The organism is Actinoplanes sp. OR16 (genome assembly GCF_004001265.1).
In the GTDB taxonomy this organism is placed as follows: Bacteria; Actinomycetota; Actinomycetes; order Mycobacteriales; family Micromonosporaceae; genus Actinoplanes.
On the sequence record NZ_AP019371.1, the window covers coordinates 595,012 to 613,234 of the forward strand.

16 protein-coding genes and 1 tRNA gene are annotated in these 18,223 nt (G+C 70.5%); 7 read left to right on the forward strand and 10 right to left on the reverse strand.

Features of this window, described 5'->3' with window-relative positions; genetic code table 11:
• Positions 1 to 166 precede the first annotated feature (166 nt).
• Positions 167 to 3,610, forward strand: coding sequence for a TIR domain-containing protein (locus tag EP757_RS02670; protein ID WP_127542624.1), 3,444 nt, complete (start codon positions 167 to 169; stop codon positions 3,608 to 3,610).
• Positions 3,607 to 4,083 (forward strand): hypothetical protein, encoded by a 477-nt coding sequence (locus EP757_RS02675; protein ID WP_127542625.1) that lies wholly within the window; start codon positions 3,607 to 3,609, stop codon positions 4,081 to 4,083. The genes EP757_RS02670 and EP757_RS02675 overlap by 4 nt, the downstream gene beginning before the upstream one ends.
• Here EP757_RS02675 and EP757_RS02680 read toward each other — a convergent pair.
• From EP757_RS02680 to EP757_RS02700, 5 genes are all read right to left on the reverse strand, one after another.
• Positions 4,070 to 6,991, reverse strand: a complete 2,922-nt coding sequence (locus EP757_RS02680) for a BTAD domain-containing putative transcriptional regulator (protein WP_174262329.1) — start codon at positions 6,989 to 6,991, stop codon at positions 4,070 to 4,072. The two genes, EP757_RS02675 and EP757_RS02680, sit on opposite strands and share 14 nt — an antisense overlap.
• Before the next feature lie 258 nt (positions 6,992 to 7,249).
• On the reverse strand, positions 7,250 to 7,777 hold the full coding sequence (locus EP757_RS02685) for a DUF4240 domain-containing protein (protein ID WP_127542626.1): 528 nt from the start codon (positions 7,775 to 7,777) through the stop codon (positions 7,250 to 7,252).
• A 90-nt stretch (positions 7,778 to 7,867) separates the two neighbouring features.
• Positions 7,868 to 8,677 (reverse strand): alpha/beta fold hydrolase, encoded by an 810-nt coding sequence (locus EP757_RS02690; protein ID WP_127542627.1) that lies wholly within the window; start codon positions 8,675 to 8,677, stop codon positions 7,868 to 7,870.
• A gap of 9 nt (positions 8,678 to 8,686) precedes the next feature.
• Positions 8,687 to 10,177 (reverse strand): diguanylate cyclase, encoded by a 1,491-nt coding sequence (locus tag EP757_RS02695; RefSeq protein WP_232050334.1) that lies wholly within the window; start codon positions 10,175 to 10,177, stop codon positions 8,687 to 8,689.
• Positions 10,178 to 10,392: 215 nt separating this feature from the next.
• Positions 10,393 to 11,958, reverse strand: coding sequence for a fibronectin type III domain-containing protein (locus tag EP757_RS02700; protein ID WP_232050335.1), 1,566 nt, complete (start codon positions 11,956 to 11,958; stop codon positions 10,393 to 10,395).
• Between the two features lie 92 nt (positions 11,959 to 12,050).
• Between EP757_RS02700 and EP757_RS02705 the strand changes: the two genes are divergently transcribed.
• Entirely contained in the window at positions 12,051 to 12,941 is an 891-nt protein-coding gene (locus EP757_RS02705) for a hypothetical protein (protein WP_232050336.1), read from the forward strand.
• Here the strand turns inward: EP757_RS02705 and EP757_RS02710 are convergent.
• The 4 genes from EP757_RS02710 to EP757_RS02730 all read right to left on the reverse strand — a co-directional run bounded on the left by EP757_RS02710 (position 12,927) and on the right by EP757_RS02730 (position 15,353).
• Positions 12,927 to 13,109 (reverse strand): DUF4236 domain-containing protein, encoded by a 183-nt coding sequence (locus tag EP757_RS02710; protein WP_127542631.1) that lies wholly within the window; start codon positions 13,107 to 13,109, stop codon positions 12,927 to 12,929. The two genes, EP757_RS02705 and EP757_RS02710, sit on opposite strands and share 15 nt — an antisense overlap.
• 88 nt (positions 13,110 to 13,197) lie before the next feature.
• Positions 13,198 to 13,653, reverse strand: coding sequence for an Rrf2 family transcriptional regulator (locus tag EP757_RS02715; protein WP_127542632.1), 456 nt, complete (start codon positions 13,651 to 13,653; stop codon positions 13,198 to 13,200).
• Between the two features lie 65 nt (positions 13,654 to 13,718).
• On the reverse strand, positions 13,719 to 14,723 hold the full coding sequence (locus EP757_RS43680; RefSeq protein ID WP_232050337.1) for a helix-turn-helix transcriptional regulator: 1,005 nt from the start codon (positions 14,721 to 14,723) through the stop codon (positions 13,719 to 13,721).
• Positions 14,724 to 14,921: 198 nt separating this feature from the next.
• Entirely contained in the window at positions 14,922 to 15,353 is a 432-nt protein-coding gene (locus EP757_RS02730; protein WP_014446635.1) for an SsgA family sporulation/cell division regulator, read from the reverse strand.
• 310 nt (positions 15,354 to 15,663) lie between these two features.
• Between EP757_RS02730 and EP757_RS02735 the strand changes: the two genes are divergently transcribed.
• From EP757_RS02735 to EP757_RS02745, 3 genes are all read left to right on the forward strand, one after another.
• Positions 15,664 to 16,038: a TIGR02611 family protein gene (locus EP757_RS02735; RefSeq protein WP_370457754.1), complete on the forward strand. Its 375-nt coding sequence runs from the start codon at positions 15,664 to 15,666 to the stop codon at positions 16,036 to 16,038.
• Positions 16,039 to 16,090: 52 nt separating this feature from the next.
• Positions 16,091 to 16,162, forward strand: a tRNA-Val gene (locus EP757_RS02740).
• A 509-nt stretch (positions 16,163 to 16,671) separates the two neighbouring features.
• On the forward strand, positions 16,672 to 16,890 hold the full coding sequence (locus EP757_RS02745) for a hypothetical protein (RefSeq protein WP_127542634.1): 219 nt from the start codon (positions 16,672 to 16,674) through the stop codon (positions 16,888 to 16,890).
• Positions 16,891 to 17,139: 249 nt separating this feature from the next.
• Here the strand turns inward: EP757_RS02745 and EP757_RS02750 are convergent, their stop codons facing one another.
• On the reverse strand, positions 17,140 to 17,490 hold the full coding sequence (locus EP757_RS02750) for a MerR family transcriptional regulator (RefSeq protein WP_127542635.1): 351 nt from the start codon (positions 17,488 to 17,490) through the stop codon (positions 17,140 to 17,142).
• Between the two features lie 224 nt (positions 17,491 to 17,714).
• Here EP757_RS02750 and EP757_RS02755 point away from each other — a divergent pair, with 224 nt between their 5' ends.
• Positions 17,715 to 18,215, forward strand: a complete 501-nt coding sequence (locus EP757_RS02755) for a flavin reductase family protein (RefSeq protein WP_127542636.1) — start codon at positions 17,715 to 17,717, stop codon at positions 18,213 to 18,215.
• Positions 18,216 to 18,223 lie beyond the last annotated feature (8 nt).

Consider the following 18,223-nt stretch of genomic DNA (forward strand, 5'->3'; position numbering starts at 1 on the left):
ACGTGTTTCAGGAGAGGGACGGGCGTAATCCTGCGTTCACATTGGAACGGAAGTTAGCAACTTCTTGCACTCATTGGAAGGGCTTGCTCATGCGGTGGAAAAAGATGCACGCCTATCCCATGCGAGAATCGGTCCCCGCCGATCACGCGCCAACCACGGGGAAGTCATGCAGTTCGATGGATTCATCTCGTACAGCCACGCTGCCGACGGGCAGCTGGCCCCCGCGGTCCAGCGGGGGTTGCACCGGCTGGCGAAACCCTGGCATCGGCGCCGGGCGCTCTGGATCTTCCGGGATCAGACCGGGCTGGCGGTGACGCCCAAGCTGTGGACCTCCATCCAGGAGGCGATGGACGGATCCAAGCACTTCGTGCTGCTCGCCTCCCCCGAGGCGGCGGGCTCGCCGTGGGTGAACCGGGAGATCGAGCACTGGCTCGCGACGAAGTCACCGGACCGCATCCTCCCGGTGGTGACCGACGGCGACTGGCAGTGGGACCCCGCGACCCGCGACTTCACCCCGGAGTCCACGGCGGTGCCGGCCGCGCTGCGGGGCGTGTTCGCCGAGGAACCGCTCTACCTGGACCTGCGGTGGGCTCGTGACGACCTGCACCTGAGCCTGCAGCACATCCGCTTCCGCGACTCCATCGCGCAGCTCGCCGCCCCGATGCACGGGGTGAGCAAGGACGAACTCGAGGGCGAGGACGTACGGCAGCACCGCCGCGCCCGCCGCCTCTCCACCGTGGCAGCGGCGATGCTGGTGATCCTCACCCTGGTCGCGTCGCTGACCGGCGCCGTGGCGGTACGCAACGCCGAGCGTGCCAACGCCGCCGCCTCCGAGGCTCGGCTGCAGCAGCGGGTGGCATCCGAGCAGCGGGACACCGCCGAGCGCGCCACCGCCGAATCGCACCGGCAGCAGCAGAACGCCCGCGAGCAGGAGACCCGGGCGCAGGAGGCGACGACCGAGACAGCGCGGCAGGAGCGGCTGGCCCGGGACCAGCAGGCGCTCGCCCAGGACGCCACCGCGGAGGCCGAACGGCAGCAGGAACTCGCCGTGAGCGCGGCCGGCGAGGCGAGAGTGCAGCAGGCCCTCGCCGAGGAGGCCTCCGCCGAGGCGAAGCGGGAACAGGACAACGCCGCGCGCTACCGGGACGACGCGGAGCAGGAGAAGAAGAACGCCGAGCGGGAGAAGAGGAACGCCGACCGGCAGCAGGAGCTGGCCGAGGACGCCACCGCGGAGGCCGAACGGCAGAGGGCGAACGCCGAGCGGCAGGCGGCGAACGCGCAGCGGCAGGAGGAACTGGCGAACGAGGCGACCGCCCGGGCGAAGGAGCAGGAGCGGATCGCCGAGCATCACCGCGAGTTGGCCCGCCAGGCCGAGGAGGACCGTAAGAAGCAGGAGCAGCTGGCCCGGCAGGCGGCCGAGGAGGCGAAGCGTCAGCGGGAGGCCGCGGAGCTGCAGCAGCGCATCGCGGTCAACCAGCGGCTCATGGACCGGGCCCGGGCGATGATCGGCGACGACCCGAAGAAGGCGCTCATGCTGGCGGTGGCCGCCGACGCCGTGCACGACGACGCGTCGACGAAGGAGCAGCTCAGCCACCTCGCCATGTCGACGAACTACGCCGGGGCGATCAGCGACGCGATCGACGTGGCGGCCCTGGCCGGCACGGCGGTGGCGACCTCGGGCGCCGGCGGGACGGTGTCGTTGTGGAACACGGCGAGGCCGGCGAAACCGGTCCGGCTGGCGACCATCGACAAGTCCGGAGAAGCCGTCCGGCTGATGACCAGCCGGGACGGCACGACGCTCGCGGTCTTCGACGGCGGCGCCGATGCGGTGCTGTGGGACGTCACGGCCCCGGCCGAACCGGAGCTGATCACCACGATCACCGACGCGGCCGGGGTCACCGCCGTGACGTTCAGCCCCGACGGCAGGACCGTCGCCGTGAGCAACGCCGCGAAGGAGACGGTGCTCTGGGACGTCTCCGGTCCGACGCCGGCGGCCGTCGCCACGCTGGCCGGGGCGTACCCCTTGCAATTCGGTCCTGATGGAAAGACCGCTCTGACCAGTGGTGATGCGGTGCGGGTCTGGGACCTGACGGACCCGGCCGCTCCCGTGCAGCGTTCCATCGTGGACGTCGGCTGGGGTGACAAGGTGCCGGACGCCGCGATCGCCTTCCATCCGACGCTGCCGATCGTTGCCGCCCTGGGACCGTCCGGCTATCTATACCTCTGGGATCTGACCGACCCGGCCAAACCACGGCAGGGCGCCTCCCAGCGAGTCGCGCGCGGCAGCACCACGCTCACCACGCTGGCGTTCAGCCCGGACGGGAACATGCTGGCCTACGGCGACTCGGACGGCCTCACCTCGATCTGGAGCTTCGACTACAACAACCAGTGGCCGACGTTCCTGGCGCAGATCGCCGCGCTGGCCACCCGCGGCGGGCCGGTCCGGGCGATGGCCTTCAGCCCGGACTCGCGGACACTCACCACCGCGGGCGACCGGAAGACCGCGACCCTCTGGTACAGCCAGGGCCGGTACGACCGCAAGCCGCTCGCGCTGATGCCGGGCCCGTTCCCCGGACGCGTCATCGGGCTCGCCTTCGCCCCGGACGACAGCTGGCTGATCGCCGCGGGCCGGGACGGCATCGGCGTGTGGTGGGACCTGTCCGACCCCGCCGCCCCGGTCCGGCACGACGGGCTGAAGCTGCACACCGGCCGGATCGACGCGATATCGCTCAGCCAGGACGGCCGTACCCTCGTGGTCGTCGGCTCGGACAACGTGGTGACCCTGTTCGACATGGCCCGCCCGTCGGAGCCCGTGCCGCTCGCCACCTTCGCCGACCCGGGCGATCCGGTGTGGGCGCTGGGACTCAGCGCGGACGCCCGCACCCTGGCGATCGGCCACTCCACCGGCAAGACGACGCTCTGGGATCTGACCGACCGGTCGAAGCCGGCGAAGCTCACCGAGCTCGCGCTCCGCGACATGATGTCCTCGATCGCGTTCTCGCCGGACGGGCGCACGATGGCCGTCGGCGAGGGCTCGAACGTGTCGCTCTGGGACGTCACCGATCGCGCCGCGCCCGCGCGCTACACCTCGATCCCGATGTCGGACTACCTCGGCTACCACGCGAACTCGCTGGAGTTCACCGCCGACGGGCGTACCCTGGCGGCCGCCACCACCGACAACGGAACCATCAAGATCTGGGACGTGGCCGACCTGTACCAGCCGCGCAGGATAGCCACCCTGACCGGGCACAGCGGCTATGCCCTGTGGGCGTCGTTCAGCCCCGACGGGCGCACCCTGACCACCGCCGGCCTGGACAACGCCATGATCCTCTGGGACATCACCGACACCAGCACCCCGGTCCGGTTCGGCATGATCAAGAGCCCGGACATGCAGAGCTTCAGCACCGATCTCAGCTCGGACGGGCGCATGCTGGCGGCCGGCGGCACCTACTCCCTGCCGACGAAGAACGTCACGCTCTGGGACATCGGCGTGCCGAAGGACCTCGCCGCCGACCCGGTCGGCAACGCCTGCGCGGTCAGCGGCCGCGGCCTCACCGCCGACGAGTGGGCGCGGTACGTTCCCGAACTGAAGTACCGGGCCACCTGTTGAGCCCTCGATTCGGGATCACCGGCCACCGCGTGCTGCCGCCCGGCATCGCCGAGCACGCGGTCGGCCACTGGCGCCGGGCGCTGCCCGCCGGCGCCGGCCTGGTCGGGGTCTCCAGCCTCGCCGACGGCGCCGACCAGCTCTTCGCCGGCTGCGTGCTGGCCGCCGGCGGCACCCTCGAAGCGATCCTGCCGTGCGCCGACTACGGCGGCTCGCTGTCGCCGGACGGCCGGGAACGCTTCGAGGGGCTCCTGCGCGCCGCCGCCAAGGTGATCGAGATGCCCTACGCCGAGCCGTCCGAGCACGGTTTCCTCGCCGCCGGTCAGGCCCTGGTGGACCGCTGCGACCACCTCTTCGCGGTCTGGGACGGGCTGCCGTCGCGAGGACTCGGCGGGACGGCGGATGTTGTCGCCTATGCCCGGGAACGCGGCCGCCCGGTGACCGTGCTGTGGATCGACGGGGTCAGCCGGGCCTGAAGCGCGCCGCAGGCACTTCAAGATCAGCGAAGGTACGCCGGGCCTGCTCGCGGTGCGGCCGTGCCCGGCCGGGATCACCACCGTCCTGCCATGCCGAGGCGAGGCCGTCGTGGGCGCGCGCCTGCTCGTACCGATCCCCGATCTCCTCGGCGAGAGTGAGCGCCTGGCCGTGCTGGACCCGCGCCCCGGCCGCGTCCCCGGCGGTCCGCAGAACGTTTCCCAGGTCGTTGAGCGCCTCCGCCTCGCTGGCCCGATCGCCGATCCGCCGGAGCAGCACGATCGCCCGGCGCAGATGATCGGCCGCCTCGGTCAGTCGATCCCGGCGCGCCTGGACACCGGCCAGATCGGTCAGCGCATAGGCCTCGGCAGTGCGATCGCCTGCCCGCCGGACCGTGTCCAGGCTCGCCTCGAGCTGCCCGGCGGCGCGATCGAGCTCTGTTCCGGCGCCGCTGAGGCGTGCCAGGAGAGACGAGACATAGGCCTCGCTGTACGGATCGGCCAGCACCGCGTAAAGCTGGAGCGCCTCCTCCAGCTGCCGCGCGGCCTTGTCCTCGTCGCCGAGCCGCGCGTCCACCAGACCCAGCCTGACCAGGGCATCGGCCTGCCCAGCGTGATCATCCAGATCCCGGTAGAGCGTCCACGCTCGCCGATAGTGATCGGCCGCCTGCCGGTAGTCGCCGAGCCGCCAGTCGACGCTGCCGAGGTTCCGCAGCACCAGGGCTTCCGCGGCCCGCTCCCCCACATCGCCATAGAGCATCAGGGCGCGCCGGTACGTCGTGGCAGCCTCGTGCAGCCGGCCCTGCCGCCGATGCAACCTGCCCAAGTCGGACAGGGCTCGGGCCTGCGCTCCACGATCACCGAGCGCGCGAGCCGCGGAGACGGCAGCGGCGGTGACCGTCACCGCCTCACCGACCGGGCCGGCCGCGTCCAGGTAGCGGAACAGCGTCTCGGCAAGCGCGATGGTGTGCCGGTGCCAGCCGTGCGCCGCGCCGTACGTGCAGACCGCCGCGAGGTTCGGCCGCTCCGCCTCGATCCACGCCCGCCCCCGGTCGGTCAGGTCCGCCATCGCCGCCGCCGACCCGGCCAGGTAGTGATCGAACAGGCGGGTCAGCGCGGCCTGCCGATCCGGCTCGGGATCGTGGACGGCCGACAGCTCGGCAGCGTAGGCGCGCAGCAGGTCGTGCATCCCGTACCGGCCGCCGGGACCGGTCTGGACCAGGCTGGCCCGGGTCAGCACGCCGAGCAGCCGCCGTACCTCGCCGGGACCCGTGCCGGTCAGCGCCGCCACCGCGTCCACGTGCACGGTCTCGCCCGGGTGCAGGCCCAGCAGCCGGAACACCCGGGCCGCGCCGGTCGGCAGGTTCTGGTAGGACCAGGAGAAGACCGCGCGGACCTCGGCCCGGGGATCGCCTCCGGCATCGAGCAGGTCCAGCCGGACCTGATGGTCACCGAGTTCGGCCACGAGATCCGCCATCGGTACGTCGGCCCGCTCCGCCGCCAGCTCAGCGGCGATCCGCAACGCCAGTGGCAGACGGGCACAGGCCGCGGCCAGTCTCCCGGCGGCGGCCGGCTCCCGGTCGACCCGGTCCCCGATCAGCTTGCGCAGCAGCCCGATCGCATCCGGCAGCGGCAGCAGGTCCAGGTTGACCCGCTCGGCGCCGTGCACCGCCACCATGCCGGGCAGCGAGTCCCGGCTGGTGATCAGCACCAGGCACGAGCCGGTACCGGGCAGCAGCGGCCGGACCTGCTCCACCGACGAAGCGTTGTCCAGCAGGACCAGCATCCGGCGGCCGGTCAGCTCCGACCGGAACCGGGCGGCCCGCTCGTCGGTGCCGGGCGGGATCTCCGGCCCGTGGATGCCGAGCGCGGTCAGGAAACCGGCGAGGGCGTCGGCGACGGCCACCGGCTGCTCGGCGTCGTAGCCGCGCAGGTTCACGTAGAGCTGCCCGTCCGGGAACGCGTGCCGGACGTGATGCGCCCAGCGCACGGCCAGCGCGGACTTGCCGACACCGGCCGTGCCGGACAGCAGCGCGACGGTCAGCGGTGGCTCGCCGGCGCCCGGTGGGGCCAGGAGGCGGTCGAGGGCGGCCAACTCCCCGGCGCGTCCGGTGAACGCACGGACGTCCGCGGGAAGCTGAGTGGGGGCGCCCTCCGTCTGCTGCTTCTTCTTCTCTGTGACCACGACGTCGGCCGTCAGGATCTGCTCGTGCACCCGGCGCAGCGCCGGGCTGGGGTCGCTGCCCAGCTCGTCGGCGAGGCGGTGCCGGATGCGCCGGTACACCTCGTCCGCGTCCGCCTGGCGGCCACACCGGTAGAGCGCGAGCATCGCCTGCCCGGCCAGCCGCTCGTCCAGCGGATGCTCGTCGACGGCGGCTGTCAGCGCCGGCAGCAGCTCACCGTGCCGGGCCAGCCGCAGCAGCACGTCGTTGCGGTCCAGCTCGGCGGCGAACCGCTCGCCGAGCAGCGTCCGGCGCATGCCGGCCAGCCACGGCGTGTCCAGCCCGGCGAACGGCTCCCCCCGCCACAGCCCCAGCGCCGCGACCATCAGCTCCGCGGCGGCCTCGTCCGAACCCGCCGACCGCGCCTCGCTCATCAGCCGGCGGAACCGGTGCAGATCCACTGTCTGCGGATCGGCGGTGAGCGAGTACCCGTTCGTCTCCTTGCGGATCTCCGCCTCACCGGCGACCGCCCGCCGCAGCCGCGACAGGTAGCTGTAGAGCGCGCCGGCGGCCCGCTGCGGCGCCTGCTCACCCCAGACCCGGTCGATCAACTGGTCCACCGTGACCGGGCGGCCCGCCTCGGCGAGCAGCACACTCAGCACACACCGCTGCCGGGCATGTCCCAGGTCGACGGCCCGGCCACCGACCCGAGCCTCCACCGCGCCGAGCACACCGAACTCCGCCGCCAACTGACCTCCGCCCGCCCATCGCCCCGACCAGGCGATTCAAGAAATCCACAAGGACCGTTACGAGTCTCCCACGTTTCACACAAGGTCCGGCAGCGAGCATTGACGTCATAGCAGGGGGCAGGTCACCCTCGCCCGGTTAGCGATTCGTTACGGGGGAATCGGGACGCCACAGTGCCAAGGCGACAGGTGACCTGCCCCGCTTGGCATGATCTCCGAGTTTCTGCCCTGGACGGACACGCCCCGACACTCACCGGGCCGTCACTCCTCCAGGAGGCCCGCCAGCCGGGGCAGTCGCCGGCGGAATTCGTCATCGTCGTCGAAATCCCAGAACCGGCCCAGCTCCGGATAGCGGCCCTCGGCAGCCGGCAGATCGTACGTACCGGTGAGAGCGTGATAGGCATCGGCGACGACGCCGAACATGTCCTCGCACTCCAGGTCCATCTCCTCCTCGACAGCCTTCCGGACCGCGGGGAGGTCGGCGAGTGCGTCCGGGTCGGCGACGACCCGTTCGAAGATCTCCCTGCCCTGGGTGAGCAGCCAGCCACGGAAGTATTCGAAGCCGTCGTCGGAGCAGCCACCGTTGAGCTGATAGGCCGCACCCCACAGGTCGACCCGGTAGGAGGCCGCCATCACGTCATGAAGCGGCTGGTTCAGCTTGGCCACCTCGGCGGCGGACAGCGAGATCAGCGCCTGCCGGGTCCGCTCGGCCACCTCCTCGGCATCGGACGGGTCGACCGCCCGTGCCCGGCCCTGATCGACGACTTCCCAGAACCGGTCCACAGTCATGCGCGGCAGCATGGCAGACGGGTACGACAGTTCGACAGGCTGCGGCGGACGGTCAGAAGAAGAGGTTCACTGCGACGGTGCAGAAGAAGGTCAGCAGGACGCCGACGAGGAGGAGCCCGGTGGTGTGGCGCGCTTGCATGGCTGCCGCTCTACCCGTTCGCGACGGGTGAGATGCGTGGATATGACATGTGCGGCACGGCGGCCGGACGTCGTCAGCACGTTGTGGGCGGCACCCGGGATGGTGACCGCGACGCCGCCGGTCGCCCGCGCCACGCTTGCCCGCCAGCGCAGGGGTGCGATCGGGTCGAGGGCGCCGCCCAGGACCAAGGGGCGGACCGGGAGGTGCGGCAGGTCGTCCTCCAGAGCGTTGCGCACCGAATGGCCGACCGTCGCCAGCACCCGCCACGGCCGGGCCACCGCCACGTCCCAGGCGATCATCGGGGCCTGGACGGGCCCTTCGACGAGCATGTCGACGAGGAAGCGGCGGAACAGGCCGGTCCGGGAGCGGGCCGTCGGGTCGGCGGTCGGTGAGGCGAGGACCAGGGCGGCGGTGAGGTCGGGGCGGCGTACCGCGAGGCGGGCCACCACCTCGGCGCCGAACGAGTGGCCGGCCAGGCAGGCCCGGTCGATGCCCCGAATGTCCAGCCATGTGGCGAGGTGATAGGCGTGCTCGTCCACGTCGAAGGCGCGCCCCGGTTTGTCACTCCGCCCGAAACCGGGCAGGTCGGGCACCAGCACCGGGTGGCCGCGGCCGGCCAGCGCCACAGCGGTCGGCATCAGGTAGCGGTGGGACACCGCCAGGCCGTGCACCAGGACGATCGGCAGGCCGGGGATGTCGTGGTGGCGGTCGTGAATCCGCAGACCGGAGACGCTGGTACGACGGCTGGTGAAGATCGGCACGTCGGATGGTTACCCCGTCGCGTCGGACACCACCCGGTCACGGCCTCCCCGCTTCGCGGCGTACAGATTGCGGTCCGCCTGGGAAAGCAACGCCGAGAACGTGGCCTGGCCGTCGGGCGCCGTCGTCACCCCCACACTCGTAGTGACCTGCAGGGTCCCGGTGATCGGCTCCCAGCCGTGGGCGCGGATCCGCAGCCGCAGACGCTCGCAGCGCTGGGCCGCCTCGCCGGCGTCCACCCCAGGGTAGACCAGCAGGAACTCCTCGCCGCCCATCCGCGCGGCGATGGCCGGCCCACCGGCGGCCTCCTCCATCAACTCGGCGACGTGCTGCAGGACGGTGTCGCCGGTGGCGTGCGAGAGCGTGTCGTTGACCCGCTTGAAGTGGTCGAGATCGATGATCGCGAGGGAGATCGGGCGGCGGGCGGCCGCGGCCTCGGTGAGCAGGGCCGGCACCCGCTCGTTGATGTAGCGGCGGTTGTAGAGGCCGGTCAGCGCGTCCCGGTGGGCCATCTCGCGGAAGTGCTCGCTGGCCCGGCGTGCCTCGTTCGCCTCGAAGACGGCCTGCAGCGCCCGGGCTCGGGCGTCGCGCTGGGCGGAGTGCAACGCCGTCGACTCGGCGTGGAAGGCGCGGTGTTCCTCGTACGCCTCGGCGAACCGCCCGGTGGCGGCGTAGAGCGCGGCCTGCTCCTCCCGCACCCGCGCGCTGACCGCGCCCAGCTCCCGCTCGGCGCAGAGTTTGCGGGCCGCGTCCAGCACCTCCTGGGCACCGTCGAAGCTGCCGCTCTGCCTGCGGGCCAGGGCGAGCGTGAGCAGGCACTCGGCGACGGCGTCGCTCTCGTTCGCCAGCACCTGGTCGGCGAGGACCGGCCGCAGCAGGTCCTCGACGGCCTCGAACCGGCCACCCATCAGCTCGACGCGCGCCATCGTGTCGACCTCGTTGGCGCCGAACCGGTGACCGGTCCGGGCCTGGATCTCGCGCATCTGCTCGACGAGGCGGCGGGCGGCCGGCTCGTCGCTCAGCTCGAAGGCGCTGTACGCCATGTTGTTCAGCACGAGCAGCGTCATCTCGGTGTCCCCGGCCGTGGCCGCGAGCGTGAGCGCCTCCCGGGCCCGGCGCTCGCCGTCGGCGTAGGAGCCGCCCTCCTCGAGCGCGACGGAGAGCGACAGCAGCTGCCGGGCCCGCACACTGCCGGGCGCGTCCTCGGGCAGCACGGCGACGGCCTGCACGGCGTGGGTCAGGCCCTCGGAGGAGTCCCCGACGGCCCGGTAGAAGATCGACAGCTCACGGTGGGCGCGGGCCTGCACGGTGGGCGCGTTGTGCCGTTCCGCCCAGGAGCACACCTGGTGGGCCAGCTGACCGCCCTCGCCGGTGCGCCCCTCCCGGAGCAGCACGCCGGCGCGGAGCAGCACGGCACGCTGCTCCAGCTCCTCGACGCCCAGCTCGCGGGCCTGCCGTTCCAGCTCGGCGGCGGGTTCCCGGACGGTTCGGAACTGCGACATCGGACGACTCTCGAGTTCCTCGATCGCTCGCTCCAGAGCGTCGAGGGCGGGGACACAGCTCGCCGTATCGGTCGTCACTGCCCCTACTTTCCTGTGGTCGCCGTGACGTTCAACAGTGGCCGGTTTCGGTCGCAGTTCGGGTCGCTCACGGTTGCGAACCGGTTGCGCTTCGTAGGAAGAAAGCTGATGGTCCTCCGGGGTCTCCTCGTGAGCGGTCACCGGCGGGTGCACACGGGCGCGGAATCGGCGACCCGGTCGGCCGAGTAGGCGACAGCGACCCGGAAGCAGTAGTTCGACGACTCGCTGAGGCTGTACACCATGTAGTCGGACGCGCCCGCCGCGAGCTCCTGGAACTTCGTCGGCTCCGCACCGTCCCTGCCACCCAGCAGGTGCACCGGCGCGTCGGCGCCCTCCGGGTACGCCCAGGTGAGGGTGACACTGTCGCCGTCGTCCTTCAGCCGCACGTCCTGCGGCGCCCCCGGCTCCCCGGCCGTCGTGCTCGGCGCCGTGCTCGAAGTGGCGGCACCCGGTGGTGAGGCGGCCTGCGGCGATGCGGCCGGAGGTGCGTTTTCGGTCGCACCGTCCGCGTCCGGGAGGGTCAGGATGACGATGACGGCCGCGGCTGCCACGCCGCCGGCCAGGGCCGCCGCGAGCAGCAGTGGGTGCGCTGAGCGATTCCGTCGCGCTTCTCCTCCCTGTACGAGGGGAGCACTGCCCACCGGCAACGGTTTACCGTCGTCGCCGTAGTCCGGCGCGCGATTCCCGGGTAGCGGCGGAGGGGTGTCCGCTCGCGCGTGCCGCCCGGTCAGGTCGCCGGGCATCCGGTGCACGTCGCTCAGGTAGAGCGGCTGCTGATAGACGGACCCCTTGGGATCGGTCGGCCGGTTGTCCGCCCCCGGCATGTCGGCGAAGGCGTCGGCCTCGACCGGATAGAGCGAACCCTTCGGATCGGTGGGCCGGTCGTCGGCGGCCGGCATGCCCGGCGCCTCGGCCGGGTAGGGCGCCGGGCCGGACGGGCCCGGGTCGGTGACGGTGGGCCGGCGCGGAAAGGGCCGGAACGGGGCCCCGCCGGCCTGCTCCCGATGGCCGCAGGTGTGCCGCCCGGTCGGTTTAGCGGTGGCGAGCCGGGTGGCCTGCGCGACGAGCGGGTGGTCCGGCGGAAGGTACCGCGCGCTCAGCCCCAGGGCGAGCTCCAGATGTTCGGCGGATTCCTTCTCCCGGCCGCACTCGCGCTCCATGGCGCCCAGCCGGGCGAGCATCTTGATTCCGGCGGGGGCGGATTCGCCGTACGTGTCCCGATGATGTCTCCATGCCCGCGCGAGCCGGGCGCGGGCCGTCCCGCAATGACCCGCCGCGTGCTCGGCGATCGCGAGGTCGGCCTCGGCGGCCAGCACACGGGGTGCTTCCGGCCCGTCCAGCCGGGCCAGCTCGCCGACCAGGTCGTGGTAGACCAGAGCGGCCCGCCCGTGCTGGCCGATCCGCTGCAACACCGCCGCGTGAGTGGCGGCGGCCGCGATGGTGCGCTCGTCGCGCGGGCCGTGCAGCCGCTCCTCGGCGGCGTGCGCGAACGCAGCCCAGAGCCGGGCGGACTGCGGGTCGCCGAGGGCGATCAGCACCCGGGCGTAGAGGGCGGCGGCGATGGCGAGGTCGGCGGTGGCACGGCGGGGATCGGCGTTGGCGTCGCGCAGCACCCGGTCCAGCAGAGCCTGGGCGCCCGTGAGGTCGCCGGCGGACGAGAGTGTCTGCGCCTGGGCGGTGAGTTCAGCGAGCGGAGGGGCCATGTATCTCATAGTGCTCGGTTGAATACCGTAGGTACAAGTTCCGGGTTGCTAAGTGGACAGGGTAGAAACGCGGTATGTCCGCCATCGCGCCCGTGAAACGTGAACTCCTCGTCCGCCACCTGGAGGCCTGGTCGGCCGGTGCGCTGCATCGATCCCGCCGGGCGACCTATGTGCACGGGTACGCCGACGCCGACGCGGGTGACGCGGCCGAGGCCGCGGTCCGGGTCCTCGCCGACCTGCCCGACCTGGCTCGCGGCCGGGAACTGTCCATGGTGGCGCTCGGCGACGACGTCACGGAGGTGGGTGAGCGGCTGACCGCCGCCGGTCGCGAGGCCGGCGCGGGGGCGGGACTCGCCGTGCTGCCCGTGGGTGGTGGCACTGACGCTCGCCTGGCGGTCGCGCTCAAGGCCGCGGGAGCTTCCCGCGTACCGATCCTGGCCTTCCTGGACGCGGCGAGCGCGGGCGAAGCGCCCAGCGTGACCACCGTCGGGGCGATCGCCACCGGCAAGCCCGCCGAAGTCCTGCTCGTGCTCGCGCCCGGAGTCTCCGCCGACCCCTATCGGGAGTGCGGATTCCCGCTGGTCACGGCTGCGGAACTGGCAACCGGCGAGGAACCCGGCGAGGTGGTGGCCTTCGCCACCACCTCCGCGAAGAGCCTGGAGACCTTCAAGGAGGCGCTCTGGCAGGTCGACGAGTACGCGGGGGTACGCCTGCGCGACCCCGCCGACCCGGAACGGCACCTCATCGACATCTCCCTGACGCCGCATCCCGGGCCGCTGCGCCGGGAACTGCTGGCGCATCTGTCCGTCGTGGGCTCGGCGACCGTGACCGAGCTGCGCACGTTCGCGCTGACCGAGACGGTCTACCGGGCCGCGGACGCGACCCGGGTGCTGCACACGATGATCGACGCGGGGGCCGTCACCCGGCGGCCGGAACACGGCCGCCTGGGTGGGGACGTCGTCATCTCGTCAGCGGCTGCGTGACTTGTCCTGCTTCCAGGACAGCGGGCCCGGCAGGTCGTAGCGGTGGGCGCGGGTCTTCGAATTCCACGACCAGCGACCGATCTTGAGGCTCCACGACGAGTAGCCGTTCTCGGTGAAGTTCAGGATCAGCGGGCCGAACTTCTTGCGGCTGCGGAACACGAGTCCCATCGGAACGCTCCCATCTCGTTGGATGGGCGGAAGATTCCCGATGGGTTCGATTCACAAACGTGGCTACCTCTTTATTGAGGCGGCCTCCTTATCGAGGCTGCCAGGCGTCCGGTCGCGTGGTGAGCTTCCGGACGTGCGCCGGCATCCGGCCGCTGAGCAGCTCGGCGAGGCTCACCTCGTCGAGCACCTCACGGACCGCCGCGCGGACCGCCACCCAGAGGTTCGGCAGGTTCTCGGCGGCTCCCGTGTACTGCGTCTCCTCCGGACGCAGGCCACGCACGCCGGCGAGCGGGCCGTCGACCGCCCGGATGATCTGGCCGACCGCGACGTCGCGTGGTGGGTGCGACAGCGTGTAGCCGCCCTCGGCGCCACGCTGCGCCCGCACCACACCCGCACGGCGGAGGTCGGCGAGCACTGCCTCGAGGAATTTCCGAGGCATCTCTTGTTCTTGGGCAATGGCCTGGGCGGACATCAGGGCGGGATAGGCCTGCGCCAAACTGAGGGCGGCCCGGACCGCGTAGTCACCGCGCGCGGAGATCTGCACCTGACTATCATGCCCCGCCCGCGCCACAGGGACGCACATACCCCAGGGGTTTATGGGAATTACGGTCAGTCAGAGGGTGATCGCTGCACGGGAATCCCGCCCGGATGGCCCTCCACGTAGTTCCCCCGGAACTGGCCGGGGCTCAGGCCCGTCTCCCGGTGGAAGAACCGCCCGAAGTTCGTCGGCTCGGCGAAACCCAGGCTGCGGCCCACTTCGGCGACGCTCAATCCGGTCGCCGCGAGCAGCCGCCGGGCCTGCAGCGCGACCCGGTCGTCGACCACCTGCTTGGCGGTCCGGCCGCTGATCGCGAGGCTGGCGCGGGTCAGGGTACGGACCGAACAGCCCAGTTCGGCGGCGTAGTCCTCGACCCGCCGGCTGTTCGGGTAGCCCTCTTCGAGGCGGCTGCGGAACCGCTCGAACGTCCGGGTCTCGACGTGCCCCGGCGACTCCGGCCCGGGGTCGAGCAGGCGCAGGCGCAGCAGCAGGGCGGCGAGCTGGTGCCGGATCTGTGCCGCGGCGATGTCGTCGGGGCGGCCGGCGGCGTCTGCCGTGAGTCGTGCGAAGGTCGCCTTGATCTCGGTGGAGAGATCTTGGATTCCGTACGCCGAATCGTGGATCCTGCGCTCTGGATCTCGGTTGTTCCGCGCCGGATCGTGGATGTCGCGCACCGGATCGTGGATGTCGCGCGCCGGATCGTGGATGTCGCGCGCCGGATCTTGGAGCGGTACCGGGGCCCGGGCCGGTCCGCCCGGGTCGTCGGGTGCGAGGCCGGGTAGCTCGTCCTGCCGGAACAGCCCCGGGCGGAAGACGACGGTGGCCGTCTCGTGGTCGCCGGGCTCGATCCGGACCGCCTGCCCGGGCCGGATCCAGAGCAGAGTGCCCGGCTCGCACCGGTGGACCGTGAAGTCCACTTCGGCGATCACCGGACCGGTAACGGTCAGCAGGAGAGCGTGATGTGCGAGGAGTCCGGTGACGGCGCCGGCGGTCACCGGAAGGGCGCAGCCGCTGATCCCCGCCCAGTCGGGCGGGGTGACAGCGGTCGCCGTATCGGCGGAAGTGATTGCGGGCATCGCGCCGACGGTAACTGTCGATGACCGTCTACGCACTCACTAGTGATCAGAGTGAGGCATTTGTCCGTTTTCCAGCTCGGTATTCGCTATATGTTCGATTCCGATTTCTTTTCGGAGATCGCACGATTTATCTCGATAAAGGGCGACCCGCGCGGACCGGCAGAGTCCGTGCGGGTCGCCCTTCGGCCGTGCTGTTGTTTATCGACCCGCCAGAAGACGGTTCACTGCCGCGTCGACGTCCAGATGGTCGGACTCCCGGCCCCGCGGCACCACCACATAGGTGCGCCGGAGGAACCGGACCAGGACGCTGCGCGGCACCTCGAACAAGGCGTTGCCGTCCGGAGACGACAGCGCCAGGGCGACGAAATCGCCCCGCGGCGTGGCCCACGGCCACACCCGGACGTCGCCGATCCCGGCAGGCTCATCGAGCCCTGTCACGAGCAGCTCCCGCGCGAAGGACCAGCTCACGGCTTCCCCACCGGCTGATTCTGCGTGGAACAACACGTGGACCGCATACGGGTCGGCTGGGTCGTACCGCAGACTGGCGCGCACGGGCAGTGCCGTCGCGTCAGGCGCTACGAGCCGCAGCGAGGTTTCGACCTCGACGGTCGTTGGACGAATGGTACTCATGGACGAACTCCCCCCGGCACCGCTGCGAGGCTGGTGAACCCCGCGTTTCCCATACTCAGGTGATCCCTGTCGTTACGCTCCGCCATACGCTGATCTCACCCAGTAGTGGGAAGACGGTTCCGAAAACGCCACCGCGCAGGACGCAAAGCGATATCTTGTCCTGTTCTGCCCAGGTACTCGGTTCCGCCCGGCGTCGGGTGGTCCAGCAGTTGACTTACTCCGGTAACGTCCATTTCTCCCGGGTGGTGACGGGGCTCCCGGACACTGGGGGATGAAATGGGTCCAAAAACGGACGACGGAGTCTGAAGACGTGCGTGCGCTCGACCGTATCCGGTCCAACTCGACCGGGCGGCTCGCTCTCAAGATCGGTGTCGGGATCGTCGGCGGCCTGGTAGTGGCCGTCGGCATCGTGCTCATCCCGTTCCCCGGTCCCGGGTGGGCCATCGTGATCCTCGGTCTGGCCATCCTGGCCGTCGAATTCCACTGGGCGCGGGGACTCCTCGCGTTCACCAAGAGGCACGTCCAAAGCTGGACCCACTGGATCGGCCGGCAGTCCCTGCCGCTGCGCGCGGTCATCGGCCTGGTCGGCTTCCTCTTCATCAGCGCGATCGTCTGGCTGAGCGTCCGCCTCAGCTTCGGCGTCGATCTGGTGCAGGTCGCCCTGGACTGGCTGGAGACGCGCTGACCCCCTGGTTCGCGAGGCGGGGCTGTCGTCTAGTACAGTTCCATCTCGTTGAGGGCGATTAGCTCAGCGGGAGAGCGCTCCGTTCACACCGGAGAGGTCACTGGTTCGATCCCAGTATCGCCCACAAGTACGTTGATCTGCGAAAAGGCCTACCGCGATGATCCATTGCGGTGGGCCTTTTGTCATGTTTCTGGGAGCAGGACGGGTTGACCACTCCTAGACCAGGATTGTTCTGCTCCCTGTCTGACCGCTACCAGGTCGCAAAGGTGCTCACCCGATAGGTGATACCGCTGGTTTCCATCGAACTCGGCATATCTGGGCTTACTAGGTCCATGCGGTCAACCTGCGCGACCCGCATGCTGCCATGGTCCTGTTGTCCGGCGGACTCGGCTATCCGCCGCCGTATCCGGACGGCGGGGACACCGCCGCCGACCTGGTTACCAGCGACAGCCGAGCGTTCCCCCGGCATAGCCCGGCAGCCTTCATGATTCCCGATCCGGACTGGCCGAGCGGAATAGACGCCAAGCCGGCTGTCCGGATATCCCGCTACCTCGATACGCGCGGACCGGTCCGACCAGATTCGTTTTCCAGTTCGCCGCACAATCCCGACGGGAGGGTGCGCCCCTTCCGCCCTTGCTGCTGGACTCGGTCCGCTGCCTGCCGTTCGAGGCCGTGGAAGCCGACAGCAACGCCGGACATCGGCTGGCGCGGGCAGCGCAGGCTATCGATGAGGCCAACCGCCGGGAAGCCGAACTCGCGAACCAGTTCGAAGATCGGGTAGTCGGCGAATACATCGCCGGCAGCACCGACAGCCTCGTTCCGCCCCCGTCGGCGGGGCTGACGCAGCGATGACTGTGATTACCGGGATCGCGTTGACACCGGCGATGTTCAGCGGCTTCGGGCGATGGCGGCCGAATAGGGAAAGTTTGTGTTTTGCCTGTTCCGCGCTTTGGTCGAACTGCTCTCGCGCCGAAGAGGTCACTGTGTGATCCCAGTATCGCCCACGAGTACGTTGAGCTGCGAAAAAGCCTGCCGCGATTGTCGACGGCCACCGATGGTGTTCAGGAACCGGCTGGTTGCGATCGGCTCTACGCATACACGTCACATTGTCTCGATCAGTGCGGCGAGTGACGCGCGTGTGCGATCAAGGGAATCGATGCGCTCAGTTATCCGGTCATGTTCGCGCACGAGCATGGCACGCAATTGCGGGGTGGCGCCGGTGCCGGCGTCCTTCTGTGGGTGCTCCAGGCGTTGGAGCATCATGCTGATGAGGCGCGTCGGAACGCCGGCATCGATGAAGCAGCGGATCTTTTCGGCGCGAGCGACAAGTCCCTCGTCGTAATCCCGGTAGCCGTTGTCCAGGCGCTGCGGTGTGATGAGGCCCTGGTCTTCGTAGTAGCGCAACATCCGTGCCGGTATGCCGGTCCTCTTCGACAGCTCACCGATCTTCACGGCCGCCCCTTCAGGGTTCTCACCGTGTGAATGTTACTGCTCGATCGCCTGCGAGCCGTATCACGGCGGTCGAGCTTGACCTTCCCATGATGTGAATGTTGCACGATGGCGACATGCCCTCGCCGGTACCGAACCACCAGCCGTGACGAGCGGCAGCTACCGGCGCTATACCCCGCTGACCTGAACTGTAGCGGGATGGCCAGAGGAGAAGGAGTAGCAGGACCATGGGTATCACGGCGCAGACGCCAATACCGTCCGTGACGCCTGCAGCGTTGAGAAGCACCCTTGCGGGCTTCACGACGGGCTTGTCCGTCGTGGCTGCCGAGGTCGACGGTCGGATCGTCGGGATGCCGGCCAACTCGCTCGTCTCGGTGTCGTTGGATCCTCCGCTCGTGGCCCTCGCGTTCGCGCACACATCGACGACATGGCCGATGCTGCGGCGCGCGGGGTCGTGGGGCATCAGTGTTCTCGGTGAGGAGCAGGCGCAGGTGCTCCAGTACCTTCGGCGGCCTGCCGAGGAGCGCTTCCGCGGTGTCGAGATGACCATCGACGGCGGCGCCGCGTTCGTCCGGCACGCTCTCGCGCGGATCACCGTCACTCCCCGCAGCGACGTGGAGGCCGGTGACCACACGTTGGTGCTGCTCGAGGTGAAACGCCTGCACAGAGACACGACGCAGCGGCCACTCGTGTTCTTCGACAGCACGACCCACACGCTTTCCCACTGAAGGAACAC